The 25,669-nt window shown below is 64.5% G+C and carries 23 protein-coding genes; 9 read left to right on the top strand and 14 right to left on the bottom strand.

From position 1 onward, the window contains the following. Positions 1-483: 483 nt before the first annotated feature. Together NKH30_RS05355 and NKH30_RS05360 are read left to right on the top strand one after the other, a co-directional pair. A complete protein-coding gene (locus tag NKH30_RS05355; protein ID WP_352539269.1) occupies positions 484-1,383 on the top strand; it encodes an MBL fold metallo-hydrolase in 900 nt (299 codons plus the stop codon). A gap of 455 nt (positions 1,384-1,838) precedes the next feature. Further along, on the top strand, positions 1,839-2,786 hold the full coding sequence (locus tag NKH30_RS05360; protein WP_352539270.1) for a helix-turn-helix domain-containing protein: 948 nt from the start codon (positions 1,839-1,841) through the stop codon (positions 2,784-2,786). 148 nt (positions 2,787-2,934) lie between these two features. Here NKH30_RS05360 and NKH30_RS05365 read toward each other — a convergent pair whose 3' ends face one another. The 10 genes from NKH30_RS05365 to NKH30_RS05410 form a co-directional block, all read right to left on the bottom strand. Then, positions 2,935-3,921, bottom strand: coding sequence for a branched-chain amino acid ABC transporter permease (locus NKH30_RS05365; protein WP_352469659.1), 987 nt, complete (start codon positions 3,919-3,921; stop codon positions 2,935-2,937). Between the two features lie 5 nt (positions 3,922-3,926). Further along, positions 3,927-4,823, bottom strand: a complete 897-nt coding sequence (locus NKH30_RS05370) for a branched-chain amino acid ABC transporter permease (protein ID WP_352469658.1) — start codon at positions 4,821-4,823, stop codon at positions 3,927-3,929. Next, a complete protein-coding gene (locus tag NKH30_RS05375) occupies positions 4,820-5,548 on the bottom strand; it encodes an ABC transporter ATP-binding protein (RefSeq protein WP_502893727.1) in 729 nt (242 codons plus the stop codon). The genes NKH30_RS05370 and NKH30_RS05375 overlap by 4 nt, the downstream gene beginning before the upstream one ends. Then, on the bottom strand, positions 5,529-6,266 hold the full coding sequence (locus NKH30_RS05380) for an ABC transporter ATP-binding protein (protein WP_027027454.1): 738 nt from the start codon (positions 6,264-6,266) through the stop codon (positions 5,529-5,531). The genes NKH30_RS05375 and NKH30_RS05380 overlap by 20 nt, the downstream gene beginning before the upstream one ends. A gap of 140 nt (positions 6,267-6,406) precedes the next feature. Then, positions 6,407-7,615: an amino acid ABC transporter substrate-binding protein gene (locus tag NKH30_RS05385; protein ID WP_352539272.1), complete on the bottom strand. Its 1,209-nt coding sequence runs from the start codon at positions 7,613-7,615 to the stop codon at positions 6,407-6,409. Positions 7,616-7,670: 55 nt separating this feature from the next. Beyond that, on the bottom strand, positions 7,671-8,060 hold the full coding sequence (locus NKH30_RS05390) for a nuclear transport factor 2 family protein (protein ID WP_352469655.1): 390 nt from the start codon (positions 8,058-8,060) through the stop codon (positions 7,671-7,673). A gap of 17 nt (positions 8,061-8,077) precedes the next feature. Next, positions 8,078-8,872, bottom strand: coding sequence for a MoaF C-terminal domain-containing protein (locus NKH30_RS05395; RefSeq protein WP_352469654.1), 795 nt, complete (start codon positions 8,870-8,872; stop codon positions 8,078-8,080). Positions 8,873-8,885: 13 nt separating this feature from the next. Next, positions 8,886-9,674 (bottom strand): SDR family NAD(P)-dependent oxidoreductase, encoded by a 789-nt coding sequence (locus NKH30_RS05400; protein WP_352469653.1) that lies wholly within the window; start codon positions 9,672-9,674, stop codon positions 8,886-8,888. A 175-nt stretch (positions 9,675-9,849) separates the two neighbouring features. Continuing rightward, positions 9,850-10,431: a YceI family protein gene (locus tag NKH30_RS05405; protein ID WP_352539477.1), complete on the bottom strand. Its 582-nt coding sequence runs from the start codon at positions 10,429-10,431 to the stop codon at positions 9,850-9,852. A 41-nt stretch (positions 10,432-10,472) separates the two neighbouring features. Next, a complete protein-coding gene (locus NKH30_RS05410) occupies positions 10,473-11,366 on the bottom strand; it encodes a hypothetical protein (protein ID WP_352767504.1) in 894 nt (297 codons plus the stop codon). Positions 11,367-11,575: 209 nt separating this feature from the next. On the opposite strand from NKH30_RS05410, the gene NKH30_RS05415 reads away from it, so the two are divergent. After that, entirely contained in the window at positions 11,576-13,078 is a 1,503-nt protein-coding gene (locus NKH30_RS05415) for an aldehyde dehydrogenase family protein (protein ID WP_352767506.1), read from the top strand. Positions 13,079-13,082: 4 nt separating this feature from the next. Beyond that, positions 13,083-14,672, top strand: a complete 1,590-nt coding sequence (locus tag NKH30_RS05420) for a GMC family oxidoreductase (protein ID WP_352767508.1) — start codon at positions 13,083-13,085, stop codon at positions 14,670-14,672. A 10-nt stretch (positions 14,673-14,682) separates the two neighbouring features. On the opposite strand, the gene NKH30_RS05425 is transcribed toward NKH30_RS05420, so the two are convergent. From NKH30_RS05425 to NKH30_RS05435, 3 genes are read right to left on the bottom strand one after another with little or no spacing between them, the layout of a single operon-like run. Continuing rightward, positions 14,683-16,173, bottom strand: a complete 1,491-nt coding sequence (locus NKH30_RS05425; RefSeq protein ID WP_352539276.1) for an aldehyde dehydrogenase — start codon at positions 16,171-16,173, stop codon at positions 14,683-14,685. Next, on the bottom strand, positions 16,170-17,363 hold the full coding sequence (locus tag NKH30_RS05430; protein WP_352539277.1) for a cytochrome P450: 1,194 nt from the start codon (positions 17,361-17,363) through the stop codon (positions 16,170-16,172). Before NKH30_RS05430 ends, NKH30_RS05425 begins: the two co-directional genes overlap by 4 nt. A gap of 58 nt (positions 17,364-17,421) precedes the next feature. Then, a complete protein-coding gene (locus NKH30_RS05435) occupies positions 17,422-18,867 on the bottom strand; it encodes an APC family permease (RefSeq protein WP_352469646.1) in 1,446 nt (481 codons plus the stop codon). A gap of 177 nt (positions 18,868-19,044) precedes the next feature. On the opposite strand from NKH30_RS05435, the gene NKH30_RS05440 reads away from it, so the two are divergent. Genes NKH30_RS05440 through NKH30_RS05455 form a run of 4 tightly spaced genes read left to right on the top strand, consistent with a single transcriptional unit; the run spans position 19,045 to position 23,145 of the window. Beyond that, on the top strand, positions 19,045-19,815 hold the full coding sequence (locus NKH30_RS05440; RefSeq protein WP_352994487.1) for an IclR family transcriptional regulator: 771 nt from the start codon (positions 19,045-19,047) through the stop codon (positions 19,813-19,815). Continuing rightward, entirely contained in the window at positions 19,812-21,107 is a 1,296-nt protein-coding gene (locus NKH30_RS05445; protein ID WP_352539279.1) for a Tm-1-like ATP-binding domain-containing protein, read from the top strand. Before NKH30_RS05440 ends, NKH30_RS05445 begins: the two co-directional genes overlap by 4 nt. Next, on the top strand, positions 21,104-21,766 hold the full coding sequence (locus NKH30_RS05450) for an HAD family hydrolase (protein WP_352469643.1): 663 nt from the start codon (positions 21,104-21,106) through the stop codon (positions 21,764-21,766). Before NKH30_RS05445 ends, NKH30_RS05450 begins: the two co-directional genes overlap by 4 nt. A 26-nt stretch (positions 21,767-21,792) precedes the next feature. Continuing rightward, positions 21,793-23,145: an aspartate aminotransferase family protein gene (locus NKH30_RS05455; protein ID WP_352503133.1), complete on the top strand. Its 1,353-nt coding sequence runs from the start codon at positions 21,793-21,795 to the stop codon at positions 23,143-23,145. Positions 23,146-23,158: 13 nt separating this feature from the next. Here NKH30_RS05455 and NKH30_RS05460 read toward each other — a convergent pair whose 3' ends face one another. Beyond that, positions 23,159-24,028: a helix-turn-helix domain-containing protein gene (locus NKH30_RS05460; protein ID WP_352994489.1), complete on the bottom strand. Its 870-nt coding sequence runs from the start codon at positions 24,026-24,028 to the stop codon at positions 23,159-23,161. A 91-nt stretch (positions 24,029-24,119) separates the two neighbouring features. On the opposite strand from NKH30_RS05460, the gene NKH30_RS05465 reads away from it, so the two are divergent. Next, positions 24,120-25,664 (top strand): 4-hydroxyphenylacetate 3-hydroxylase N-terminal domain-containing protein, encoded by a 1,545-nt coding sequence (locus tag NKH30_RS05465; protein WP_352539478.1) that lies wholly within the window; start codon positions 24,120-24,122, stop codon positions 25,662-25,664. Positions 25,665-25,669 lie beyond the last annotated feature (5 nt).

The following is a 25,669-nucleotide window of genomic DNA, read 5'->3' on the forward strand; positions in this document are numbered from 1 at the left end:
TGCGCTTATACCTCACATTGAATCCAATTCATCGATATTTATCGTCCAATCGAAACGGTCCATCCTTCTGTGCGTCGGGCAACCGGGTCCGCGCAGGAGGAAAAGCAGAGTGACGATCGAGGCTTTTCCCGCAATGGGCCACGTCTACGAGGCTCGCTTCGGCGACCTCGCCTTCCATCTGCAGTTCGATGCCGAGGCACCTTCATGCGCTTGCCTCCGGAGGCGGCCAAGTTCGCCAAGGCGGAGGCCGTCCGCGACCGGGCGCTGGAAGTTCGGCCAGGGGTGTTCATGGTCTGGACCGAGGTTGCCGGGACGACCGTGGGTCCATGTCGGGGACTGCGAGAACGGTATCGTCCACACCACGATCACTCGGCCCTATCTGAGCTTCCTGAATTTATCCGGCGGCTGGACCCGGCCGACTCGATCTCAATATCGCGCGCACCCCGATTTCTTCAGCGCCATCCAATCCGAGAGGACACCCACATGCTTACGAGGAGACAAGTCATGAAAACCACATTTGCCATCAGCGCCGCTGCCGTCTTCGCCCCTGCCGATATCGGCCGTGCGGCTGGAACCGGACTTGCCTGGAAGCATTTCCCGGCCGGCCCAAACGGTTTTTTCCGCGCCCCCGTCCTGCTTTCCGGCGCCACCGAGGCGCTGCTGATCGACGGCGGCTTCACCTATCCGGACGGCCGCGCGCTGGCCGAAGAGATCAAGGCCAGCGGCAAGAAACTGACCACGATCTATGTCAGCCAGTCGGACCCGGACTACTATTTCGGCCTGAAGCCGGTGCGTGAGGCATTCCCCGAGGCCAAGGTCGTCGCCGCCTCGGACACGGTTGCCGCGATCAAGGCGTCGGTCAAGAAGAAGCTCGATGTATGGGGACCCCAACTGAAGGAGAACGGTCCGCAGACGCTGGCCGACATCGTCCTGCCCGATGCGTTTGACGGTCCGTCACTGACTGTGGATGGTGAGACGGTGGAGTTCGTCGCCGCCGAGGGCCTCGCTAATCGCCGCTATCTCTGGGCGCCCTCGCTGAACGCGGTGTTTGGCGGCGTCCTGGTCTTCGCCGGCGTTCATGTTTGGACCGCCGACACCCCGACCAGGGAATCACGCGCGGTCTGGATTGCCAATCTCGACAAGATCGCAGCGCGCAAACCGACCGTCGTCGTGCCGGGGCACATGACGCCTGAGTCGCCGGTCGACATCTCCGCTGTCGAATACACCAAGACCTATCTTCTGGCCTTCGAGCAGGAACTCGCCAAGGCCGCGGACGCCGCGGCGCTGAAGAGCGCGATGGAGGCCCGCTTCCCAGGCCTCGGCATGGGCGTCGCCCTCGACATCGGCTCGAAGGTCGCGAAGGGCGAGATGAAGTGGGGCTGAGATGAGCGCCAATTCGATCTGATCCGGAGGACCTATGAAGGGTCCTCCGAGGAGAACGGCGGCGATCTGCTCGCCGTGCTCGCGCGTCCGAAGTCGAATAGACCGAGGCGGAACGCCTTCCCTGTGCCGGCATGGACGCCCTGATGAATGTGTCTTCCAGTGCTTGGCCACCGAGCGGACCGGCTATCGCGCCGACGTGCACGGCTATCTCGCCGACGGCGACCGGGTACCGGCCTTTGAAACGGCTCGACCGCAAGATCGGGCCTTTCCGCACGGCAGCGGCATGGGGCCCTTCAGTAACGCGGACACCAGGATGCCGGCCGACTTCGTCCGGCGCGGCGTGAAGCACCTCCGCCGTTGCGGCAAAGATGCTTATCATGTTAAGGATGACGTGGCGCTGCCGCTGCGTCACAATCCCGCGACAAGACGGGAACAACGAGAATGTGGAGGAGACTATGATCGCCCACCACGTGAGCGTCGCCGACGGCGAGGCTTTCCTATCTGCGTCGCGGATGCTGTTCGGCCCGATCACCCAGCGTTTCTCACGCGGCGAGGCGCCGTCGCTGCCGAAGCTCGTTTCCGTGCATCTCGGCTCCTGCCGGCTTTCCGAGATCAAGGCCAAGTCGCATCTGGTCGTCAGCGACCGTACCTTCTGGCGCAGCTTCGATCCCGACGCGATCAAGATCCTGATGCAGCTCAGCGGTCACAGCCGCTTCGAGCAGCAGGAGGTCGCGGTCGATCTCGGCCCACGCGCTGCGATCATCTATGATCCAATGCGCAGCTATTCGCTGCAAAACCTGTCGGATGTTGACCAGCTCATCCTGCAGGTGCCGCGCTCGACCTTCGGCGACGGGACGCTGGCGCGGCTCTCGGCGCCGGTGCCGTTGCCCGGCAACGACGACAGCCTCACCCATATCGTTTCCGGTCTGATGCAGATGGCGATCGGCACCGCTCACAAGCTCGACGAGGCCGGCTGCCGCCGTGTCGGAGAAAGCTTGATACAACTCGTCAACGGACTGATCCAGGCAAAGCCGACGGCGCCGGACTTCCGCCGCTCGCCGCTGGAAGCGCTGCGCGAACGCATCGTCGCCTATATCGACGCCAACCTGGCGCGCTCAAACCTGTCGGCCGAGGACATAGCCCGCCACATGGGCTGCTCCCGCCGCTATCTGCACCGCGCCTTCGAAGGCGAAGGCACCACACTGGAGCGGTTCGTGTGGGATAGGCGGCTGGAGCGCAGCAAGCAGGAGCTGCTGTCGCCCGCCCGCGCCTCAGCCTCCATCTCGGAAATCGCGTTTGCCTGCGGGTTCAATTCGAGCGCACATTTTTCGCGGGCGTTCAGAAGCAAGTATGACGTGGCGCCGAGAGATTTGCGGGAGCGAGTGCGTATGGTGGTGCATTAGGAAGGTGCTGTTAGCCGTACCTTTATCGGATACAGCAAATTGTTTTGCGCCCGTATGAGGCACATTGTATCCTCACCTTCCATAATTTTTCGAGGGCTCTCACTCCCGACTTGCAGCGCTGACGCTTCAACAGGGCTGTACCCAGACCTCAAGCCGTCCGCGCCCTGCCCGCAAAACTCCGCATCAGCCCCTTCGGCAAGAACAGCATCGCCAAGATGATGGTCAGCCCCGAAATCACCGGGTGGTAATCCGGCACTACGATGCGCGCCAGGTCGAAAACCGCGTACATGACGAAGGCGCCGAGGATCGGGCCGAGCAGGGTGCCGGTGCCGCCGACCACCGTCATCATCAGCGGCAAAAGCATCCAGTCGAGGTCGAAGACGGAGTCCGGGCCGACATGGAAGATGTAGTAGGTATAGAGGCTGCCGGCGACGCCGGCGATGAAGGCGCTGCCAGCAAAGGCGGCGACCTTGACCCTCAGCGTATCGATGCCGTTGGCCGAAGCCGCCATCTCGTCGTCGCGCACGGCGATCAGCGCCAGGCCGTAGCGCGAGCGCATCAGCAAGCGGATGGCAAGCGCCGTGCCCACCATCAGGCCGAGCCCGACCAGATAGTGCGGCAAGAGCGTATCGAAGGTGCCGGCGGGCGCCACGACGCCGAAGGCGCCGCCGGTGAAATCACCGCCATTGATGAACATCACCTTGATGATCTCGCCGAAGCCGAGCGTGCCGAGCGCGAAATAGTCGCCGCGCAGCTTTGACAGCAGCGGCAGGCCGATGATGATGGCGGCGACGGCCGCGACCAGCCCGCCCAGCATCATCGTCACCGGGTCGAAATAGTAGATCCGCGGATAGGCGTCATAGAACGTGCCCCAGAGATAATTGCCGCTCCACAGAATGGCGGTGGTGTAGGCGCCGAGCCCGAAGAAGGCATGGTTGCCGAGGCTGATCTGGCCGCCGAAGCCGGCAACGAGGTTCCAGCCTTGCGCCATAGTGGCGTAGATGAAAACGAAGAACAGGAACGAGAAGGCGTAAGAATCGATCGCGCCGGGCAGGAGCGGCACCAGCGCGAGGGCAGCGACCACGGCAATTGCGATCCCAATCCAGAATTGTTCCGGCAAGGCTTTCATCATCATGACGCTCAAGCCTTCTTGTAGGGCCGGCTGAACAGGCCTTCCGGCTTGAACATCAGCACCGCCAGGAACACGCCGTAGGCGATAGCGTTGGTCCAGCCGCCCGAGATGAAATACTGCACATAGGCTTCGATCAGGCCGAGGATGATGCCGCCGGCAAGTGCGCCCGCGACATTGCCGATCCCGCCCAGCGCCAGCGCCACCAGCGCCTTGAGGCTGAAGATGAAGCCGGCGAACGGGTTGAACGGGAAAGTCGTCGCCACCGCGACGCCGGCCGCTCCGGCGAGTCCGATGCCGATCGCGAAGGCGACGGCGTTGACGCGGTGCGGGCTGATGCCCATCAGCGTCGCCGCCTCCATGTCCTCGGAGGCCGCGCGCACCGCCTTACCAACCAATGTCTTGCGCAGGAATAGCACCACCAGGCCGGTACCGGCGAGCGCAATCACGAAGCCCATCGAGCGGGTGAAGGAGGTGCGCACGCCCAAAATCTCGATGCCGCTCGCCGTGTAGGAGGTGACGATGGCCGCGGTGTTGCCGCCCCAGATAACCGTCATCAGGTTCTGGATCAGGAACATCAGACCGACCGCGATCAAGAGTGAGATGTTGCGGTCCTCCGCTGCCGCCGCGCGGCGAAACAGGCCTTGGTAGACCAGCCAGCCGACGACGAGCCCGACGGGCACGACGATCAGCAGCGACGCGAAAGGGTCGATGCCGACGCCGTAGAACAGCGCCCGTACGAAATAGGCGGACAGGATGATCATCGCGCCCTGCGCCAGAAAGATCAGCCGCATGGTGCCGAAGATGAGGCTGAGGCCCACCGCCGCAACGCCGTACATGGCGCCGCCCAGCGCGCCGTTGAGCGACAGCTGCAGCAGGATTTCGGGAGGCGGAATGTTCTGCATCATTGCACCTCCAAGACGCCCATATAGGCCTTCTGGATTTCGGGATCGGCGATGAGCTCGGCACCAGTGCCTTGCATGGCAAGCTCGCCGGTTTTCAGCACGAAGGCATAGTCGGCGACCTTCAGTGCCTGATGGATGTTCTGCTCGACCAGGAGGATGGTGACGCCCTGCTTGTGCAAGGTCTCGATCAGCGCGAACATCTGCTGCACCACGATCGGGCTGAGCCCCAGCGACGGCTCATCGAGGATGAGCAGCGACGGGTCCGACATGGTGGCGCGCGCGATCGCCAGCATCTGCTGCTCGCCGCCGGAGAGCGAACCGGCCTTCTGCCCTGCCCGCTCCTTTAGCCGCGGAAACAGCGTGTAGGCTTTCTCCAGCGACTGCTTGAAGCGCTTCCGCACCTTGGGTTGGAAGGCGCCGAGCTCGAGGTTTTCCAGCACGGTCATCTGCCGGAACAGGCCGCGCCCTTCCGGTACATGCGCGATGCCCATCGCCGCGATCTCCTCCGGCGCCTTGCCGGCCAGCGGCGCGCCGGAGAGGAAGATCTCGCCGCGCTTCGGCTTCAGCAGACCGGAGATGGTCTTCAGCAGCGTCGTCTTGCCCGCGCCGTTGGCGCCGACAATGGCGACGATGCTGCCGGCGTCGACGTGGATCGACACGCCCCACAGCGCTCCGACGTCGCCATAGGCGACTTCCAGATTGGTGACGTCAAGCAGCCGGTTCGCCAAGATAGGCCTCTATCACTTTGCGGTTGGCGACGATCTCGCGCGGCGTGCCGTCGGCGATCTTCTCGCCATGGTCCAGCACGATCACCCGGCTGCATACCTTCATGATGGCATCGACCTTGTGCTCTACCCACAGGATCGAGACCCCCTTGTCTGTGCGCACGCGGCGAATGACATCGACCGTGCGCTGGATCTCGGTCGGGTTCAGCCCCGCCATCGGTTCGTCCAGCAACAGCAGCCCCGGGCTGGAGGCAACGGCTCGCGCGATCTCCAGCAGCCGCCGGTCGGACAACGTCATATGCGCGGTGCGGACATCGCGCTTGGCGGTCAACCCGACCAGTTCAAGTGCCTCCTCGGCGGCTGCCGTCGCATGCTTGACGCGGCCGCCCGAGCCATAGACGGCACCTACCATGATGTTCTCGAAGGCCGTCATGGTCAGGAACGTGCGCACCAGCTGGAAGGTGCGGGCAATGCCGAGCCGGCAGATGCGATGCGGGGCCGTGCCGGTGATGTCCTCGCCACGGAAGCGGATACGGCCCTGGGTTGGGGTGTAGAGCGCGGTAATTACGTTGAACAGTGTCGACTTGCCGGCGCCGTTGGGACCGATCAGCCCGATCAGCTCATTGGCTCCGACGGCGATGTCGATGTTGTTGAGCACGACAAGCCCGCCGAACCGCTTCTGGATCGCCTCGAGGCGAAGCAAGGTTTCGTCAGGCTGCATCGTGTGTTTCCGTTTCTCGAGGGGAAGCTATCCGCGCAATCTATCGAGGTCAGCGCCGCCCTCATCGCCCTGCCGGCCTTCTCCCCGAGTAGGACGGGGAGAAGGGCAGGCGGCAACGTCGGAGCCCGTGCCCTCGCCGCTCAGCGCTTGTCCCAGGCCGGCGCCGGCTTGTAGGTCCAGTTGCCATTCGGGAAGATCAGCTGGTGCTTGCCTTGCCACCATTGCGTGGCAACGCTGGGGATCAGCGCAAAGCCGGTCTGGTCGAATTTGAGATCGCCGACGACGGTGTCCTTGAATTCCTGGTTGAAGACCGCGTCATGCAGCGCGGCGGCATCGGTGGTTCCCGCCTTTTCGATCGCCTGCGCCAGCACCTGCGCATTAGCGTAGAAGGCGCCGACTGTGACGGAGTCCTTCTTGAATTCGGCCTCGTAGCGATCGCCGAGTTCCTTGGCGCCGCGATAGGGATAGCTCGACGACCAGAAACCGTCGGTCATGATGTAGTCCGAATCCGCTCCGAGCGCTTCGTGGAACTCGCCCGTCCAGGTGCCCTTCCAGCCATGCAGATAAGGCACGGAGAAGCCGAGCTCCTTCATCTGGCGCAGCAGCGTCACCGTGTCGGCCGGCGAGCCGAACACCAGCATGGCGTCGACATTGGCGGCCTTGAGCTTGGTGATCAGCGCCGAATAGTCGGTGGCCCCGATCGCCCAGGGATCGTCGACCGCGAAAGTGTAGCCATATTTCTTGGCCGCCGCCTCGAAGGCGCCGCCAAAGCCCTTGCCGTCGGGCGAATCCTCGGTGACAAGTGCCGGGTTCTTCGGCTTCTCATTGGCCGGCAGCTTGTTCCAGATCTCGAATGGCACCTCGGCGCCCGGCCCCGGGTGGAAGAAGAAGAGGGCCGAGTATTTGAGCTTCAACGGCTGCCACTCGAACGGGAACGCCGTCGTGATCATGTAGAACTTCTTGTATTTCTCGGCGACGATGGCACCGGCGATGTTCATCGGCCCGGAATGGGTCGATAGCAGCGCGTCGACCTTCTGCACCTTGATGAGGTTTTCCAGCGCCGAGGCGACCTTGCCTTCCGAGCTTTCGTCGTCGGCGACGACGAGGCGCACCGGCAGCTTCTTGCCGGCCGACTTGAGCATGATGCCGCCGGCCTTGTTGATGTCGGCCACCGCTTGCTCATAGGCCCATTTCTGCTCCTTGCCGTCGCCGGCCAGCGGCCCGGTCAAGGAGATCGGAGCGCCGATGACGATCTCGTCGCCGGCGGCATTCGCGACTCCTGTGCCGCCGGCCGCAAGTGCGGTCGACAGCACCAGGCCCGCCAGCATTGCCTTCAGATTGTTTCCCATTGCATCCTCCCAGGTTGTTTCATCGGCCGGACGCATCGGCGCCCGCCCGCATGCCTCAGACCGTCGCTGCCGCGACCAGCCTGGTATCGGTGAACTGCTCGAAACTCACGGCTTTACCGTCGTCCATCTCCCAGACATGGACGACGCGCGCCGACATTTGCTTGCCGGTCTTCCTGTAGGTGCCCGAATAGGTGCCGATGCCGACGATGGTGGCGCCGCCGTCGACCAGTCTTTCGAGCTTCAGCGTGTAGCCGTCCCACTCCTCGCCGATGCGCTTGAAGACCCCCGCTATGATGGCGTCGGGGCCGACATAGGTGCCGGCATAGGGGAAGCCCGCCATTTCGGTCCAGGCGGTGCGGCTGGTGATTGGCGCCATCATCGCAGATAGGTCCTTGGCATCGGAACCGGCGTAATGGGCCTTGATCGCTTCGTAGTTCTTGTTCATCGCGTTCTCCCGCGCGGTCAGACCGGCGCCTTGCCTTCGTCGTAGACGGTTCTGGATTTCTTCTCGATGTGAGCGCCGGCCGGCTTGTTCTCGACCTTGCCCAGGCTGGTCACGCCGAGGAATTTCCCGGTCGAGCGCATGACGTCCCAATTGTAGAAGAACAGCGAGGCGACCGGGATGATGAACTCGCGGAAGCCGAACACATATTGGTTGTCGGCAAACTTCCAGGTGGTCGCCAGGTCGACGTCGCCATGGCCACGCTGGATGCCGACGAGGTTCTGCCAGGCATAGCGCTCGGAGCTCAGATAGATGTGCTCGTAGACGTGGTTGGGGCTGTATGTGTAGTGCGCGGTGAGCCCGATCAGGTCCCGGGTCGGCGCCGGCTTGATACCGGTCGGCGCGTTGCTGGGATCCCCGAGCACGCCGGCCGACCAGGTCTGCGCGACGCGCGGCTCGCCGGGCGCTTCGCCTGCTTCACGCACCCGTTCGCGCACCGACAGCACGCGGCGCGTGCTGGTGTTGACGATGTAGGCCTCATCCTCGGTCGGCCGGGCGGCGAAAGTCATGTTGATGAAGAACACGTTGGCGGCGACTTCGAGCGCCTCGTACCAGTCCGCGCCGGCCTCGCTGCCCTCGCTCCACGCCACCGTGTCGGGCGACGTGAAGGCAAGGTCGATTGTGCGCCCCGTGTCGAGCGTGATCTTGAAGGTCTGGCCGCGCAACGCTGATGTCGTCGCCAGCCGGTTGGTGGCGATGCCGGCGGCGAAATCGTCGAAATGCTTCCAGTCCGCCGGCCTGTTCTGGTCGTTCATCGCACTCTCCCAATCAATCGACAAAAGCTAATGTCGGCAGGTCGACGACGGTGGCGCCGCCATCGACGGTCAGGATCGAACCGTTCATCATGGCCGCCTCGCTCGAAGCGACGAAGCAGACGACGTTGGAAACCTCTTCCGGTGTCGCCGGCCGGCCGAGCGGGACGTCCCTGGTCACCAGCCGGTAGGCATCGTCGATCGAGCCAAGTCCGTGCTTCTCGACGATCACCGCCATCTGTTCGTCGGCCATGTCGGTCGAGACCCAACCCGGGCAGATGATGTTGGTGCGCACGCCCTTGCGGCCATAGTCGCGCGCCAGCGATTTGCCGAAGCCGATGCAGGCATGCTTCATGGTGACGTAGCCGGCGGCGTCCGGGCCGGCAAACAGGCCGGCGATCGAGGCAACGACGACGATGTTGCCCTTCCGCGCGATCAGGTCCGGCAGGCATTCGCGGGCGCAGACGAAAGCGGTGTCGAGATTGGTGCGCGTCGCCAGGCTCCAGGTTTCGTCGCTCATCGAAATCGTCGGGCCGACACCATGGCCGCCGGCATTGGCGACGAGGATGTCGACCGGTCCGATTTTTTCATGCACTTCGGCAAGCGCCGCACGCACCGCCTTCGGATCGGCGGCATCGCCCTGCACCACCAGACCGCCAATATCCTTGGTCACAGCTTCCAGCGGCTCGCGCCGCCGGCCCATCAGGACCACCTTGGCGCCGTCGGCCGCCATGCGCCTGGCCACCGCCGCGCCGATCCCGGTGCCGCCGCCGGTAATGAAAGCCGTCTTTCCCGAAAATCGCATTGTTCCATCCCGATTGGTAAGCGCGCCGGCTATGTGCCGATCTTCGCTGGGAATAATGCGGCACCGGCCAATCTGCGTCTTGTCCGAGCGAGAACTTTGTTTTGACTGAGTGCGCACTTTGCGCCCTGTCCGATGAAGTGCCGCGCGACCTTGCGCGCGGCACTCGCTCGCCGGATTACTTTTTCACCGCTTCCAAATCCATGACGATGTCGACATCCGGTCCAAGGCCGAAGCCGGCCGCGGCCTTGGCCATCGGGAAGTCGGCCGTACTGACCTTGCCTGTGGCGCTGAACGCCGCCTTGGTCAGCGTCGCATCCCACGGCGCCGGCGCCTCGTTGATCAGCGTCACGTCGAGGGTGATCTCTTTGGACACACCGCTGATGGTGAGATTGCCGGTGACCTTGCCGGTCTTGTCGCTGACCTTCTCTACCTTGGTGCTTTCGAAGGAGATCGCCGGGAATTCGGCGGCGTTGAAGAAGTCGGGGCCTTTCAAATCGCTGTCGCGCTGGTCATAGGCGGTGTGCACCGAGCCGACATCGATCTCGGCCTTGACGCTGCTTTTCGATGGATCGGCCTTGTCCATCACGATGGCGCCCTTCACCGCATCGAACTGGCCATGCGCGATGCCGTAGATGCCGTGCTTTATGGTGAAGGTGATCCAGGCGTGCTGGCCGTCGATCTCGTAAGTGTCGGCATGTGCTGCCGATGCGAATGCGCACACCGAGGCAAAGGCCAACGCGGCCGTCAGTTTTCTCATCGTCACGTAACTCTCCCCATTGTTGGTTGTCGTTCTTTGGCTCAGGAAAAGCCGAGGGCGGCTCCATGCGGCGCCCATAGGATCGCCGTCAGGATGGCCAATATCGCCGGTGTGGCGATCAGCAGACCGGCAATCGGCGGCCGCAACGGCCGGACGCCGGGAACAAGGCCCCGCAGCGGACCGGGCATCAGCATGGCCACGATCAGCGGCAAGGATGAAAGCACCAGCGCGACCGGATTAGCCTTCGGCGCCAGCAGCGCGACCTGGATCTGCACGGTGGCTGCGGCGTAGATAAGCAGCAGTTCAGTGCCCTTGCTCCAGGCAACGGCGGAGCCTCCGCGCAGCACTGTGATGTACTGGACAAGACACCAGCCGCCGGCGAGCGCGGCAAGCGATCCCAGCAATTGCCCGGTGACGATCGAGGCGCCAAGCACCGAGATGATGGCGCCGGCCAGGCAAAAAGCGAGCATCGCCGCCGGCACCAGGAACGGCGCTTCGGCGGACGACGATGGCGAGGACCGCGCCGACAGCAGCATCGCGGCGCCGACGATCGCCAACAGGCCGGCGATGAGGGCGGCGACCATCTGCAGGTCGAGTGAACCGCCGGCCAGGCGGCGCCAGCCAAGCCACAGCAAGGCTACCGCAAGCGCGGCGGCGACAAGCTTGCCCGCAACGGCAGCGCCCAACAGGCGTTCGGGCAACAGGCCCACGACGATGCCGCCAGAGGCGAGATAGATCAGCTTCTGGCTGGCGGCGACCGGCGGCACCACAGGCGGCCCGAGCGTGTCCCAATAGAAGAACAAAATCAAAGCGGCCCACAGCAGAGAAAGCACTGATCCCGGCAGTGCGACCCTTGCCAACAGCGCCATCACCGTGCCGAGCGCGAGTGGCAGCGCAGCAGTGGTGACCATCGGATTGCCCAGCAACGCACTCAATCGTCGACACCTCTTTGACAACCGGGAAGCCTGCGCAAAACACGCTGCTCGATGCGACTTTGATCTAGGCCAGTCGACTGCGGGGCGTCTTGTCCAAGCGGGAACTTTGTTTTGACTGAGCGTGCACTGGCACCATCAGCCGCTTGAAGCCAGCCGACACGCTCCATAACCCTGATGCAACGTGTTCACCAGCAATCGAGGAGGATGGCGTGAACGAGAGAACCGTGCCGCCGATCAGCACTGCTGCCGCCGCTTTCCTGGCGCGTCCGCACCGGCCCTTCATCAATGGACGCTTTGTTGACGGCTTGGCGGGAAATGGCCTCGCTGTCGATGATTCCGCCTCCGGCGAGATCGTCGCGCATGTGCCCGAGAGCGGTCCCGAACTGGTCGACCAGGCGGTGCGTGCTGCGCGTGCAGCCCTTGAAGGCCCGTGGGCCTCAATGCGGCCGGTCGACCGCCAGAACCTGATGCTGAAGCTCGCCGACGCCATCGAGGCCGATGCCGATCTCTTGGCCGAGATCGAAAGCATCGAGAACGGCAAGTCGCTAGGTGTCGCCCGCATGCTTAGCGCCGGCGGCAGCGTCGACTGGCTGCGCTATTATGCCGGGTGGGCGACCAAGATCGAGGGCTCGACCTTCCAGGTGTCCATTCCGGTGCCGCCTGGCGCCAGGCATCAAGCGATGACCATAATGGAACCGGTCGGCGTCGTCGGCGCCATCGTGCCGTGGAATTTCCCGTTGCTGATCGGCATGTGGAAGATCGCGCCGGCGCTCGCCTGCGGCTGCACCGTGGTGTTGAAGCCGCCGCAGGAGACGCCGCTCGGCCTGCTCAGGCTCGCAGAACTGATCAAGGCGTCAGGCTTCCCGCCCGGCGTCATCAACATCGTGACCGGCAGCGGCAGCGTCACCGGCGAGGCGCTGATCCGTCATCCCGGCATCGACAAATTGACCTTCACCGGTTCGACGGAAGTGGGAAAACGCGTCGGCCACGCGGCCGTCGACCATGTCGCCCGCTTCACGCTGGAGCTCGGGTCGAAATCGCCGATGATCCTGCTTGCCGACATGGAAGAGGGCATTGAGCCCCTGGTCGCCGGGCTCGGCATGTTTTTCAACCAGGGCCAGGTCTGCACCTCGGCCTCGCGGCTGCTGATCGAAAAGTCTATCTACGAACGCACGCTGGCGCGGCTGGCCGAGATCGCCGATGGCATGACACTGGGCGCCGGCCGCGATGCCGAAGCCCAGATCAACCCACTGGTCTCGGCCAAGCATCGAAGGAGCGTCGAGGGCTTTGTCGAGCGCGGCCTGGCGGCCGGCGGCGAACGTGTCAGCGGTGCGCGGCCGGTGCCGGCCAGGGGCCACTATGTCGCGCCGACCATCCTGCACAATATCAGGCCCGACATGGAGATCGCGCGTGAGGAGGTGTTCGGTCCGGTGGTGGCGGCGATGCCTGTCGCCGATCTCGACGAGGCGATCCATATCGCCAACGACACGCGCTATGGCCTGTCGGCCTCGATCTGGACCCGCGACATGGGCAAGGCGATGACCGCCGTCCACGGCCTCAAGGCCGGCACGGTGTGGGTCAATTCGCATAACACGCTGGACCCTGCGGCACCCTTCGGCGGCTTCAAGCAGTCCGGCATCGGCCGCGAACACGGCCGCGCGGCGATCGACGGCTATCTCGAGACCAAGACCGTCATCATGCGCTACGCCTGACGCCATGAACGCTGCGTACGACTACATCATCGCCGGCGCCGGCTCGGCCGGCTGCACGCTGGCCAACCGCTTGGTCAATACCGGCAAGCGCGTGTTGATCGTCGAAGCCGGGCCGGCCGACAATTCGCGCTTCATCGACATGCCCGCCACCTTCGCCAAGGTGATCGGCACGGCGCGCAGCTGGATCTACGAATCCGATCCCGAACCCAGCGTCGGCGGCCGCCGGCTACCGGTGCCGCAGGGCCGCACGCTGGGCGGCGGGTCGTCGATCAATGCCATGCTCTATGTCAGGGGCCAGCCGCAGGACTATGATGACTGGCGCGACCTTGGCTGTCCCGGCTGGGGCTGGGACGAGGTGCTGCCGGTGTTCAGGCGGCTGGAGCGCAACGAGCGGCTGGCCGGCGATCGCCACGGCACCACCGGACCGCTGCCCGTCTCCGATCCCCGCCATCGCCATCCGCTGTCTCTGGCCTATGTCAGGGCCGCGCAACAGGCCGGCTATCCCTTCAATGACGACTTCAACGGGGACAGGCAGGAAGGCGTCGGCTTTTACCAGACGACGACCGCGAATGGCGAAAGACAATCGGCGGCAAAGGTGTTCCTGAAGCCGTTGGCAGGCAATGCCAACCTCACCGTCGTCACCGATGCGCTTGTCACCGGCGTGACATTGGAAAACGGTGCGGCAAGCGGCCTCGCCTACACCACATCGGACGGACAGACCCATACAGCGACGGCGGAAGCCGAAGTGATCCTCACATCAGGCGCGCTGGCGACGCCGAAGCTGATGATGCTGTCGGGACTGGGGCCAGCCGAACATCTGACCGCGCTGGGCATTCCCGTCATCCGCGACATGCCCGCGGTCGGCCGCGACCTGCAGGATCACGTCGCGGCTCCCGTCTATGCGCTGACGCGCCAGCCGATCTCGCTGCTTGGTGAGGACCGTGGCCTGCGGGCGCTGCGCCACGGCCTGCAGTACCTCATGTTCCGCACCGGCCTGCTCACCTCGAATGTGGTCGAGAGCGGCGGCTTCTTCGACGCCGATGGCGATGGCCGTCCCGATATCCAGTTCCACGTCCTGCCGGTGATGATCGAGAGCGCCGAACACGGCTCGATCGAGCGGCACGGCATGGAGATCAATCCTTGTGTGCTCAGGCCGAAGTCGCGCGGCACGGTCAGGCTGCGCTCGCGCGATGCGGCCGATCCGATCCGCTTCACCACCGGCTTCCTGTCCGATCCGGACGATCTCGCCTTGCTGCTGGCCGGCATGAAGATCGCCCGCACCATCCTGCGCCAGCCGGCGCTGCAGGCCATGGTGGCGGAGGAGCTTTCGCCGGGCGCGGCCGCGGATCTTCCTGACCAGGCGATCGTCGGCCACATCCTCGAACACGCCAAGACGGTCTACCACCCATCGGGAACCTGCCGGATGGGCAATGACGACAGTGCCGTGGTCGATCCGCGGTTGCGCGTCCGCGGCGTGCCGCGCCTGCGGATCTGCGATGCCTCGGTCATGCCCAGGCTCATCAGTGGCAACACCAACGCGCCGGTGATCATGATCGCCGACCGCTGTGCCGATTTCATCCTCGGCAGCGCTTAGCGAGAAACGGTCAGCCGAGAGAAATCCAGGCCGTTTTGAGATCGGTGTATTTGTCCAGCGCATGCATCGACTTGTCGCGACCGAAGCCGGACTGCTTGACGCCGCCGAGCGGCACGGTGATGTCGGCGCCGCCATAGGTGTTGACGTGGACGACGCCGGCATTGATGTTGCGCACCATACGATGCGCCGTGGAGAGGTTGGCGGTCCACACCGCCGAGGCAAGGCCATAGACCGTCGAATTGGCAAGCCGCACCGCCTCTTCCTCGGTCTCGAAGCGCATCACGCCGAGCACCGGCCCAAACACCTCCTCGCGAGCGAGTTGCATCTCTTGCGTCACGTTCTCGAAGATCGTCGGCGCCATGTAGCTGCCGCCGGTTTCGGCCAGGATCCGTCCGCCGCCGGTGACCAGACGGGCGCCTTCAGCTGTCGCCCGTTCGACGAAGCCGAGATTCTTGTCCAGCTGCTCGGCGCTTGATACCGCACCGACGTCGCTCGTCAGATTGAGCGGATCGCCGACCTTCAGCCGCGTGGTCGCTGCGAGGAGCTCGTCCATGAAGCGGTCGTAGACCGACGCCTGGACGAGCAGGCGCGAGCCGGCAACGCAGACCTGGCCGGAATTGCGAAAAATGCCGTTGGCCGAGACGATTGCGGCCTGTTTCAGGTCCGGGGCGTCGGCAAAGACGATGTTGGGCGACTTGCCGCCGAGTTCGAGGAAGACGCGCTTCAGATTGGAACGCGCCGCATACTCAAGCAGATGCCGGCCGACCGGCCCCGAGCCGGTGAAGGCTATGGCGTCGACATCCATGTGCAGGCCGAGCGCCTCGCCGGCAACCGCGCCACGGCCGGTAACGACGTTAAACACACCGGCGGGAAGCCCGGCTTCGGCAGCGAGCTCAGCCAGCCGCAGAAGCGTCAGCGAAGCGACCTCGGGCGGCTTGACGACGATGGAATTGCCGGCAGCCAGCGCCGGCGCGATCTTCCAGGCGCCGATCATCAATGGGAAATTCCAGGGTACGATGACGCCGACAACGCCGAGCGGCTCCTTGTGGATCAGCCCGAGCACATTCTCGGCCGTCGGCGCGATCTCGCCATAGACCTTGTCGATAGCCTCCGCGTAGTAGCGGATGGTGCCCGCGGCCGATAACGGCTCGGCCTTGTAGGCCATGCCGATCTCGGTGCCGTTGTCGCGGACGCCAAGCACCGCCAGTTCATCGACATGCTTTTCGACCAGCTCGGCTAACTTCGTCAGAATCTTCTTGCGGAAGGCGGGGGCGGCGCGCGACCACGAGCCCTTCTCAAACGCCTTGCGCGCCGACGCCACGGCGCGATCGACATCGACGGCGTTGCCGTCGGCGATGCTGGCGAACGGGCGGCCATCGATCGGCGAGATCACGGGCAGCGTGGCGCCACTTGCACCTGCGGTCTGCGCACCATCGATGAAGAGGTTTCGCACGCCGACCTCGGCCTTGCGCAGCATATCGATGGTGTTCTGGTTGATCATTGGGTACCGGCTCCGAAGGCGACATGCAGGGTGGTTGGCGCGCGAAATTCCCAGCCCCGGAACACCGGTTCCTTGCCTGGCACCAGCCGCAGATCCGGAAACCGTTCCAGCAGAAGCCTTACCGCGAGGCACATCTGCTCGCGCGCAAAAAACCGACCCGAACAGAAGTGATGGCCAAAGCCGAAGGCAGCGTGGTTGCCTTCATCACGAAGGATGTCGAAACGGTCGGGATCGGAGAACCGGATTTCGTCGCGGCTGGCCGAGGAGACGAGCGCGGCGACTGGCGCGCCCGCCGGGATCGTCACGCCGCCGAGCTCGACCGCGCGCGTCGTCTGGCGCGTCTGCGTGCCGATCGGCGCGACCCATCGCAGACCCTCGTCGACCGCCTTCGGCACCAAGGTTTCCAGATCGTCCAGCACCTGCCGCATCTGCTCGGGATGCGAAAGCAGGCCGGCAAGTATGGAGCCGGCGCCATGGCCGGGCTCCTGCATGCCACCGAGCAGGATGACCTTGATGCTCGGCATCACGAAGTCGATGGCGCGGGTCGCACCCTGCGGCATGCCGTCATGCAGTATGTGCGACAGGGCGGAGTCGTCAGGCGCGTGGACAAGCCTCTCCAGCGTCGGCAGGATGGCGGCGCCAACCTCGGCGCTGATCGCATCGGCGATTTCCTGGCGCTTCGGATCGTTCTCGAAATTGATGGCGCCCTGGGCAAGGCCATAGAACCAGCGCCGCAAGGTCGGCATGTCGATGTCGGCCAGCCCGAGCGAGCGCGCCAGGCTGAGCGTCGACACCGGCTCGAAATACTCGGCCATCAGTTCCGCCGCACCCTGCTCGGCGATCCGGTCGAGATAGGGTCCGGCGATCGAGCGCACGAGATCCCCGGCATAGGAAGCGACGGTGCGCGGCCGGTATTTCGGGTCGACGCCCTGGCGCAGATCCTTGTGGACGTCTCCGTCGGTGGTCAGGATGGTCGGCTTGCCGAAGGAGCGTTCGACCGGGGATGTCCCGACAACCGCGGAGAAGATGTCGGGCGACTTCGCGACCGTTTCGACATCCTTCCAGCGGATGACGAACCAGAGGTTGACCGCCGGCACGAAAGCGACCGGCGCGTTGCGCCTCAGTTCAGCATAGATCGGATACGGATCGGCTTCCAGCGCCTCAACGGTGATGCTCTCGGCAAAGCTCAACGCCGCTACTCCCCTAGGGTGAAGAAGGGGGCGGCGTCATGCGCCGCCCCTCTTGATCTCAGTCCTTCAAAGGCTGTCCAAGCTCGGCGAAGGCCACCGGATCCCGGCTCTTCAACGCGCTCGCCAGCACAAGGCCAACCACGGCCGCGATCAGCACCAGCGCCGGCAGGAACACGCCGAGGAACCCGCCAGCACCGGACAGGCCGCCGAAATTGATGACGATCAGGTAGATGATGATGACGAAGGCGATGAAGGTCAGCCCCGGCAGGATTGTGGTCTTCACCGCGTTCTCCTGACTGGACGGGTTGGCACGGAAGAACATCACGACGGCGAGCGAGGCCACCGCCATCATCACGATGACGCCGAGAGTGGCAACGTTGGTCAGCCACGAAAACAGCGCCAGCACCGGGTCAAGGCCAAGCACGGCGAAGAGCCCGACGACGACAGCGGCAAGCACGCTCTGGATGACCGAGGCGACATGCGGGCTCTGGTGCGTCGAATGGGTCACGCCGATGGTCCGCGGCAGGAGCTTCTCGCGGCCGGAAACATAGATGTAGCGGGCGACCGCATTGTGGAACGCCAGTACGCCGGCAAACAGGCTCGACACGAACAGGATGCTCATGGCGTGCGAGAGCATCGTTCCGGCGTAGCGGTCGGACAGGCCGAACAGGAACGTGGTCGGATCCTGAAGCCCCTGCAGCGCCGGCAGCAGCTTGTCAACGCCGGCACCGACCGCCATCAGCCATGCGGTGACCATGTAGAAGACGCCGATCAGGATGACGGAGAAATATGTCGCCCGCGGAATGGTGACCTTGGGGTCGCGCGCCTCCTCGGCATAGATCGTCGTTGCCTCGAAGCCGATGAACGCGGCAAAGCAGAACAGGATGGCGATCGCCGGCGCGCCGCTGGTGATCTGGCTCCAACTGAACGGCGCCGCTGACAGTCCACTATCGCCTCCGGTCTTGACGATCGCCATGTCGAGGATCAGCACCACGACGTATTCGGCAAGCACCAGAACGGTCAGGATCTTGGCCGACAGGTCGACCTGCCTGTAGCCGAGCACGGCGACGATGGCGATGGCGACGAAACTCCACGCCCACCAGGGCAAGTTGATGCCCCAGCCGGCGAACAGCCCGGCGGTCGCGGCACCGAGAAGGCCCATGACGCCGATCTGCATGGCATTGTAGGACAGGATTGCGATCAGCGCCGTGGCGCCGCCGGCGAGACCGCCGAGCCCGCGCGCCGCATACGCATAGAAGGCGCCTGCATTGCCGACATGGCGCGACATGGCGACATAGCCGACCGCGAACAACAGCAGCAGCAGCGTCACGATCAGATAGGTGCCGGCAAAGCCCGCGCCATTGCCCATCAGCATGCCGAGCGGCGTGCCGCCAGCCACAGCCGTCAGAGGCGCCGCTGCCGAGATCACCATGAAGGTGATGGCGCCAACGCCAAGGCTGTTCTTCCTCAGCCGGTTCGCTTCGCCGGCTTCAATTGTCGTCATCTTTCCCTCCAATTCCGCGCTGCGGAAGCCAAGTGTCCCTGAAATGTCGAGGCCCTGTTTCGGGCCGCCTTGTCGTTTCATTATTTGCAACGACATTTCGAATATAGACTTGCAAAGGAACCGGCTTCCTGTCAAGTTAATTCGCACGTTAAGTATCAGATGGAGGATCAGATACGCATGGGTACGGTGAGCAAGGCCATCACGCTGCTGGAAATGCTCGGTCGCGGCGAGCCCGAGACGGCGTTGGCTGACCTCGCCCGGCGCGCCGGCCATGACAAGGCAACAACGCGCCGGCTGCTGGTCTCCCTGATAGCGCATGGGCTGGTCGAGCAGGATGAAGCCACGCGTCTTTACCGGCTGGGCGCCGGTGTCGCGCGGCTGGCGCTGATGCGCGAAGCCCAGTTCCCCTTCCTGCGCATGGCGGTGCCGGTGGTCGAGGCGCTGGCGGCGGAAACCAATGAGACGGTGCACCTGTCGGAATATTCGAAGCGCGGCCTGATCACAGTCCATGTCGTCGAATCGACCAGGGCCAATCGCGTCAGCGTGCAACTCGGCGAGGTGCTGCCGATGCATGCGACGGCTTCTGGCATTGCGTTCCTGGCGTTCACGGAAGAGCGTATCCGAGACGCTGTTCTGGCCGGACCGCTGCCGGCCTTCACGCCCCACACAATAGGCGACGCGAAAACACTTGCCGAGCATGTCGCCGCCGCCCGCGCGCGCGGGCACTCGACCGGCTCGCAAGGCTTCGAGGAGGGCGTGCTCAGCGTCGCGGCGCCGACCCTCGGCGCCGACGGTTTTGCCATTGGCATCATCGCCGTCGCGGCGCCTAAGGTGCGGGTCCAGAAGGGCGAGATCGAGCGCTATGGCGCCAGTGTGGCGGCGGCTGCGCGCGTTATCAGCGAGCGGCTTTTCGGACGGCAGGGCCAGCCGGGCCTCAAGCGAGCATGACAACAAATACCCCTGCAAGGAGATTGACTGTGGAGGAGACACGCCGAATCCTGGTTATAGGCACCGGTGACACTAAGGCCGACGAATTGCTCTTCATGCGCGAGCGCATCGAGGCGGTCGGCGGTGTCGCCGTGATGATGGATGTGAGCGTGCTCGGCGATCCGCCCTACCAGCCGGCGCATGACAAGCATGCGGTGGGTCAAGCTGCCGACACGACCATCGAGGCGATCATCGCCAGCGGCGACGAGAATTCGGCGATGACGCTGATGGCGCTCGGCGCCTCGCGGCTTGCCCGCGCGCTCTGCGACAAGGGCGAAATCGACGGCTTCATCGCGCTCGGCGGCTCGATGGGCACAGACCTTGCCCTCGATGTCGCGCTGGCGCTGCCGCTCGGCGTGCCGAAATTCGTCATCTCGACCATTGCCTATTCACATCTGCTGCCACCAGAACGGATCGCCACAGACCTGATGATGATCCTGTGGGCGGGCGGTCTCTATGGCCTCAACAGTGCCTGCAAGGCGGTGCTGTCGCAGGCCTGCGGAGCGGTGGTGGGTGCCGCGCGCGCCGTCGTTAAGCCGGACGCGACGCGGCCCAGGATAGGCATGAGTTCGCTGGGAAAAAGCTGCCTGCACTATATGGTGACGCTGAAGCCGGAGCTGGAGAAGCGCGGCTATGAAGTCATCGTCTTCCACACCACCGGCATGGGCGGCCGGGCGCTTGAGGCGATCGCCGCGCAACGCGGCTTCGTCGCGGTGATGGATTTCAGCCTTCAGGAACTCGCCAACCAGCTGACCGGCTCGGTGGTGAATTCGGGCTCCGACCGGCTGGAAAATGCTGGTCGGCAAGGCATCCCTCAGATCGTGGCACCTGGCGCCGTCGACATGGTGGATTTTCCGACCTGGCAAGCAGTGCCTGCCCGTTTCTTCGAACGGCCGTACCATGCGCACAACCGCCTGCTCGCCTCGGTGACATCAGACGGCGAAACCCGCCAGGAGATCGCGCGCGCCATCGGCGAGAAGCTCGCCGCCGCAACCGGGCCGACCGCCTTCATCCTGCCGGCAGGCGGCATCCAGCAATGGGACCAGGAGGGCGAGCCGCTGCACGAACCGGAGGCGCTGTCGGCCTTTGTCAAGGAGATGCGCTCGAGCGTGCCCGGCAATGCCGAGTTGCACGAGATATCAGGGCACATCAACGACGCCGCCTTCAGCGCCAAGGCACTGGAGATCTTCGACCGCTGGGTCGCCGAAGGCATTGTGCCGCTGGGCGCGCCGGAAGGAACTCAAGCTGCATGAGCGGGCCATCGCCAAAGGCGCTGGTGCTTGATTTCGGCGGCGTCGTCACCCGCACGCTGTTCGAAACGCACGCGTTGACCGAACGCGCATTGGACTTGACGCCCGGCATGCTCGGCTGGCGCGGGCCGTTCGATCCGGCATCCGACCCGCTGTGGCGTTCCATGCAAGCCGACGAGATCAGCGAGCGCGACTACTGGAAGACGCGCACGCGTGAAGTCGGCCGTCTCGTCGGCGAGGACTGGGACGACATGTCGACTTTCGTGCAGCGGGCGCGCGGCGCCGACCCGCAAGCGGTGGTGCGGCCAGAGGCGGAACGAGCGATCCGTGCGGCGCATGAAGCTGGCATCCGGCTCGCCATCCTCTCCAACGAGCTCGACTTGTTCTACGGCAACAGCTTTCGCGAGCGCCTGCCGCTGCTGTCGCTGTTCGAGACCATCATCGACGCCACCTACACGCACATCCTGAAACCCGATCCGCGCGCTTATGCGATGGTGAGCGAAGCACTGCACTTGCCGCCCGCGGCTTGCGTCTTCGTCGACGACCAGAAGCGTAACGTCGACGGCGCGGTCGCCGCCGGCATGCTGGCCGTGCATTTCGACGTCGCCCAACCGGGGCAAGGCTATGCAGCGGCGCTCGGCCATTTCGGCGTTGCGGCCTAAGAATTCAAGAAACGGAGTTCCCACCGATGCGCGACATCAACTTCCTCACCGAGAACAACGCCAAGCCGATCTGGCATCCGATGGCGCATCCGGCCGAGATGCGCGCGACGCCGCCAAAGATCATCATGAAGGGCGAAGGCGTCTCGGTCACCGATGCCGAAGGCCGCACCGTCCTCGATGCAGTCGGGGGCCTGTGGAACGTCAACCTCGGCTACAGCTGCGATCCGATCAAGAAGGCGATCGCAGCACAACTCGACGCCTTGCCCTATTATTCCGGCTTTCGCGGCACCTCGACCGGACCGTCGATCGAGCTTGCCTATGAGCTGTGCGACTGGTTCGCTCCCGAGGGCATGGTACGGACCTTCTTCACCTCCGGCGGCTCGGACTCGGTCGAGACGGCACTGCGGCTGTCGCGGCAATACTGGAAGATCAGGGGCCAGGGCGACCGGACGAAGTTCCTGGCGCTGAAGAAGGGCTATCACGGAACGCATTTCGGCGGCGCCTCGGTCAACGGCAATGCCAATTTCCGGCGCAACTACGAGCCGCTTTTGCCCGGCGTCTTCCACACACCGGCGCCATGGACCTACCGCAATCCGTTCGACGAGACCGATCCGGCGAAGCTGGCGAAACTCTGCGCGCGGGCGATCGAAGACGAGATCGCCTTCCAGGGCGCCGACACGATCGCCGCCTTCATCATGGAGCCAGTGCTCGGCGCCGGCGGTGTGATCGTTCCGCATGAGAGCTTCATGCCGATGGTGCGGGCGATCTGCGACCGTCACGACATCCTGCTCATCGCCGACGAGGTGGTGACCGGCTTCGGTCGCACCGGCGCCTGGTCGGGCTCGCGGCTCTCCGGAGTGAAGCCGGATTTCATGACCATCGCCAAGGCGATCACCTCAGGCTACTTCCCGCTCGGCGCCACGCTGATCAGCGCCAAGGTTGCCGACGTCTTCGAGGCCGACAAGACCAGCTTCGGCTCGATCGGGCACGGCTACACCTATTCCGGCCATCCGGTCGGCTGCGCGGCGGGGCTGGCCACACTCGCCGAGACCAAGCGGCTTGCCGTCAACGAGAATGCGGCGGCGCGCGGTGTCGAGCTCGGCAAGGCGCTGGAGGCGCTGAAGGCGAAGCACGCTTTGGTTGGCGATGTGCGCTACCAAGGGCTGATGGCGGCGCTCGAACTGGTTTCCGACCGTGCCGCCAAGAAGCCGGCCGACAAGAAGACGATGAATGCCGCCGCAGAGGCCGCCTACAAGGCCGGCGTCATGCTGCGCGTCTCCGGCAACACCATCATCCTGTCGCCGCCGCTGGTGATCTCGTCCGCCGATGTGGCAAAGATCGCCGAGGCTCTCGACGCCGGACTGACGGCAGCCGCCTGAGCGACGGTGACGCTCAGTCCTGACCGAGCCGCAGGCGTCGCCACGCCGCCGGCGAGAGGCCGACGGCGGCGCGGAAGAAGCGCGAGAAATAAGCCGGGTCGTTGAACCCGGTCTCATAGGCGATGTCCTCGACCGGGCGCACGGTGAACAGCAGCAGGCGCTTGGCCTCGACCAGCCGCCGCTCACCAACCGCCTGGCGTACGCCCGCGCCGAGCACCTGCCGCGCTGCCTTGTCGAGCAGATGGCGCGTGGTGCCGAGCGCGGCGGCATAGCGCTCGACCGGCCAGTCGTCGCGAAAGTGTCGGTCGATCAGACGCCGCAGCCGGCCGCCCAGCGCCACCGTCGCCGGCACCGCGACAGCATGCGACTGCGCATCAAGGCGGGCGATGCCCGACAATGCCACGGCGATCAGCGGCGGCAGGATTTTCTCCATACCGGGCAACCTGTCGGCATATTCCGCTTGGATCATCGTAACCGTATCACCCAACCTTTCCCAGAGGGCCGTTTCACCGCGTCCGGTGACGAAGACCGGCTGGTCGAGCGGCAGCGCGGACTGCTCAGCGATCGCCGCAAGGGCAGCATCGGCGACCGAGACAACGATGGCGTCGGCGCCCGTCTCGATGCTGAATCCGTGGACCACGCCGCTCGGCATGAAGCTCACCGTCGGCGCCGAAAAACTCCAGGTCTCGTCTTCGATCCGATAAATGCCGCTGCTGCCGGTCCAGAAGGTGATCTGCGCCATTTGCGGGTGCTTGTGCGCGAGAACCTGGCCGCGATGCACGGAGGCACGCGCAAGAACAGTCTCGACATGCAGGAATCCGACGTCGAGCGCACGCGCCGGTTCGCCGTAGACGAAGAATTCGAGAATGGCAGTCTGGCTCATCACGGCGAAAAAATCCAAGTGGTTCTATACTTTCGTCCATAAACCTTTGTCACGACGATCGCTACAGTTGACGCGTTAAAGGAGGATCATGATGCGATCGGAAGATTTCCGGGCCGACACGAAACGGCCGTTTACCGGTGCCGAATATTTGCAGAGCCTGCGCGACGGGCGCGAGGTCTATATCAATGGCGAGCGGATTGCCGACGTCACCACCCATCCGGCGATGCGCAACTCGGCGCGCTCGCTGGCCCGCCTCTACAATGCCTTGCACGATCCGGCGCGGCAGGCGGTGCTGACCTCGCCGACCGACACCGGTTCTGGCGGCTACACGCACAAATATTTCCGCGTCGCCCATTCCGCCGCGGATCTCGCCGCACAGCAGACCGCCATCGCCGACTGGTCGCGCATGTCCTACGGCTGGATGGGGCGCACGCCCGATTACAAGGCAGCACTTATGAACACGCTCGGCGCCAATGCCGAGTGGTACGGCCCGTTCAGGGGAAATGCACTCGCCTGGCACAAACGCGCCCAGGAAGCGGCCCTGTTCATGAACCATGCCATCGTCAACCCGCCGATCGACCGCCACAAGCCGGCCGAGCAGGTGAAGGACGTGTTCGTGCACATCACGAAGGAGAACGACGCCGGCATCTGGGTGTCCGGCGCCAAGGTGGTGGCGACGTCGTCAGCGCTCACCCATTACAATTTCCTGGCGCAGAGCTCGGCGACGGTCACCGAGGACCCGTCATTGTCGGTGATGTTCATCGTGCCTATGAACGCGCCGGGGATAAAGATGTTCTGCCGCGTCTCTTACGAGCAGACGGCCAACACGGTCGGCCATCCCTTCGACTATCCGCTGTCGTCTCGTTTCGACGAGAACGATGCGATCCTGGTGCTGGACAATGTCTTCATCCCCTGGGAGGACGTGCTGGTGCTGCGCGATGCGCAGAAGATCCTCTCCTTCCACCCGGCGTCGGGCTTCATGCACGGCTATTGTTTTCAGGGCTGCACGCGCTTCGCCGTCAAGCTCGACTTCCTCGCAGGCCTGCTGGCGAAGGCGCTGCGCGCGACGGGCGGGGATGCCTTCCGCGGCAACCAGGCGGCCCTCGGCGAAGTAATTGCGCTGCGCCACATGTTCTGGAGCTTTTCCAACGCCATGGCGCACAACCCGATCCCATGGGCGAACGGCGCCGTGCTGCCCAATCTCGAAGCGGCGCTCGCCTATCGCACTTTCATGTCGGAGGCCTATCCGCGCGTTATCGATACGGTGCGCCGAGTCATCGCTTCGGGGCTGATCTACCTGCCGTCCTCGGCAAAGGATTTCGACAATCCGGAGATCGACAAGTACCTTGCCCAGTACGTGCGCGGCTCCAATGACATGGGCCATGTCGAACGCATCAAGATCATGAAGCTGCTGTGGGATGCGACCGGCACCGAGTTCGGCGGCCGCCACGCGCTCTATGAGCTCAACTATGCCGGTGCGCCGGAAGAGGTGCGGCTGCAGGTGCTGAAGGGCGCTGAGCGCGGCGGGCGCCTGAGGGCGATGGAGGAACTGGTCGACACCTGCATGGCCGACTACGACGAAAAGGGCTGGACTGGCGACACCTGGCTGCCGCCGCTGCCGGCTGGCGCAAGCTGAGGTCC

It is taken from the genome of Mesorhizobium sp. M1273, from assembly GCF_040318195.1.
Taxonomy (GTDB): domain Bacteria; phylum Pseudomonadota; class Alphaproteobacteria; order Rhizobiales; family Rhizobiaceae; genus Mesorhizobium.

Excerpts from the sequence above, each read along its gene's own strand:
- NKH30_RS05355 (WP_352539269.1), top strand. The coding sequence starts at position 484 with ATGCTTACGAGGAGACAAGTCATGAAAACCACATTTGCCATCAGCGCC.
- NKH30_RS05360 (WP_352539270.1), top strand. The coding sequence starts at position 1,839 with ATGATCGCCCACCACGTGAGCGTCGCCGACGGCGAGGCTTTCCTATCT.
- NKH30_RS05365 (WP_352469659.1), bottom strand. The coding sequence starts at position 3,921 with ATGATGATGAAAGCCTTGCCGGAACAATTCTGGATTGGGATCGCAATT.
- NKH30_RS05370 (WP_352469658.1), bottom strand. The coding sequence starts at position 4,823 with ATGATGCAGAACATTCCGCCTCCCGAAATCCTGCTGCAGCTGTCGCTC.
- NKH30_RS05380 (WP_027027454.1), bottom strand. The coding sequence starts at position 6,266 with ATGCAGCCTGACGAAACCTTGCTTCGCCTCGAGGCGATCCAGAAGCGG.
- NKH30_RS05385 (WP_352539272.1), bottom strand. The coding sequence starts at position 7,615 with ATGGGAAACAATCTGAAGGCAATGCTGGCGGGCCTGGTGCTGTCGACC.
- NKH30_RS05390 (WP_352469655.1), bottom strand. The coding sequence starts at position 8,060 with ATGAACAAGAACTACGAAGCGATCAAGGCCCATTACGCCGGTTCCGAT.
- NKH30_RS05395 (WP_352469654.1), bottom strand. The coding sequence starts at position 8,872 with ATGAACGACCAGAACAGGCCGGCGGACTGGAAGCATTTCGACGATTTC.
- NKH30_RS05400 (WP_352469653.1), bottom strand. The coding sequence starts at position 9,674 with ATGCGATTTTCGGGAAAGACGGCTTTCATTACCGGCGGCGGCACCGGG.
- NKH30_RS05405 (WP_352539477.1), bottom strand. The coding sequence starts at position 10,431 with ATGAGAAAACTGACGGCCGCGTTGGCCTTTGCCTCGGTGTGCGCATTC.
- NKH30_RS05420 (WP_352767508.1), top strand. The coding sequence starts at position 13,083 with ATGAACGCTGCGTACGACTACATCATCGCCGGCGCCGGCTCGGCCGGC.
- NKH30_RS05425 (WP_352539276.1), bottom strand. The coding sequence starts at position 16,173 with ATGATCAACCAGAACACCATCGATATGCTGCGCAAGGCCGAGGTCGGC.
- NKH30_RS05435 (WP_352469646.1), bottom strand. The coding sequence starts at position 18,867 with ATGACGACAATTGAAGCCGGCGAAGCGAACCGGCTGAGGAAGAACAGC.
- NKH30_RS05440 (WP_352994487.1), top strand. The coding sequence starts at position 19,045 with ATGGGTACGGTGAGCAAGGCCATCACGCTGCTGGAAATGCTCGGTCGC.
- NKH30_RS05445 (WP_352539279.1), top strand. The coding sequence starts at position 19,812 with ATGACAACAAATACCCCTGCAAGGAGATTGACTGTGGAGGAGACACGC.
- NKH30_RS05450 (WP_352469643.1), top strand. The coding sequence starts at position 21,104 with ATGAGCGGGCCATCGCCAAAGGCGCTGGTGCTTGATTTCGGCGGCGTC.
- NKH30_RS05455 (WP_352503133.1), top strand. The coding sequence starts at position 21,793 with ATGCGCGACATCAACTTCCTCACCGAGAACAACGCCAAGCCGATCTGG.
- NKH30_RS05460 (WP_352994489.1), bottom strand. The coding sequence starts at position 24,028 with ATGAGCCAGACTGCCATTCTCGAATTCTTCGTCTACGGCGAACCGGCG.
- NKH30_RS05465 (WP_352539478.1), top strand. The coding sequence starts at position 24,120 with ATGCGATCGGAAGATTTCCGGGCCGACACGAAACGGCCGTTTACCGGT.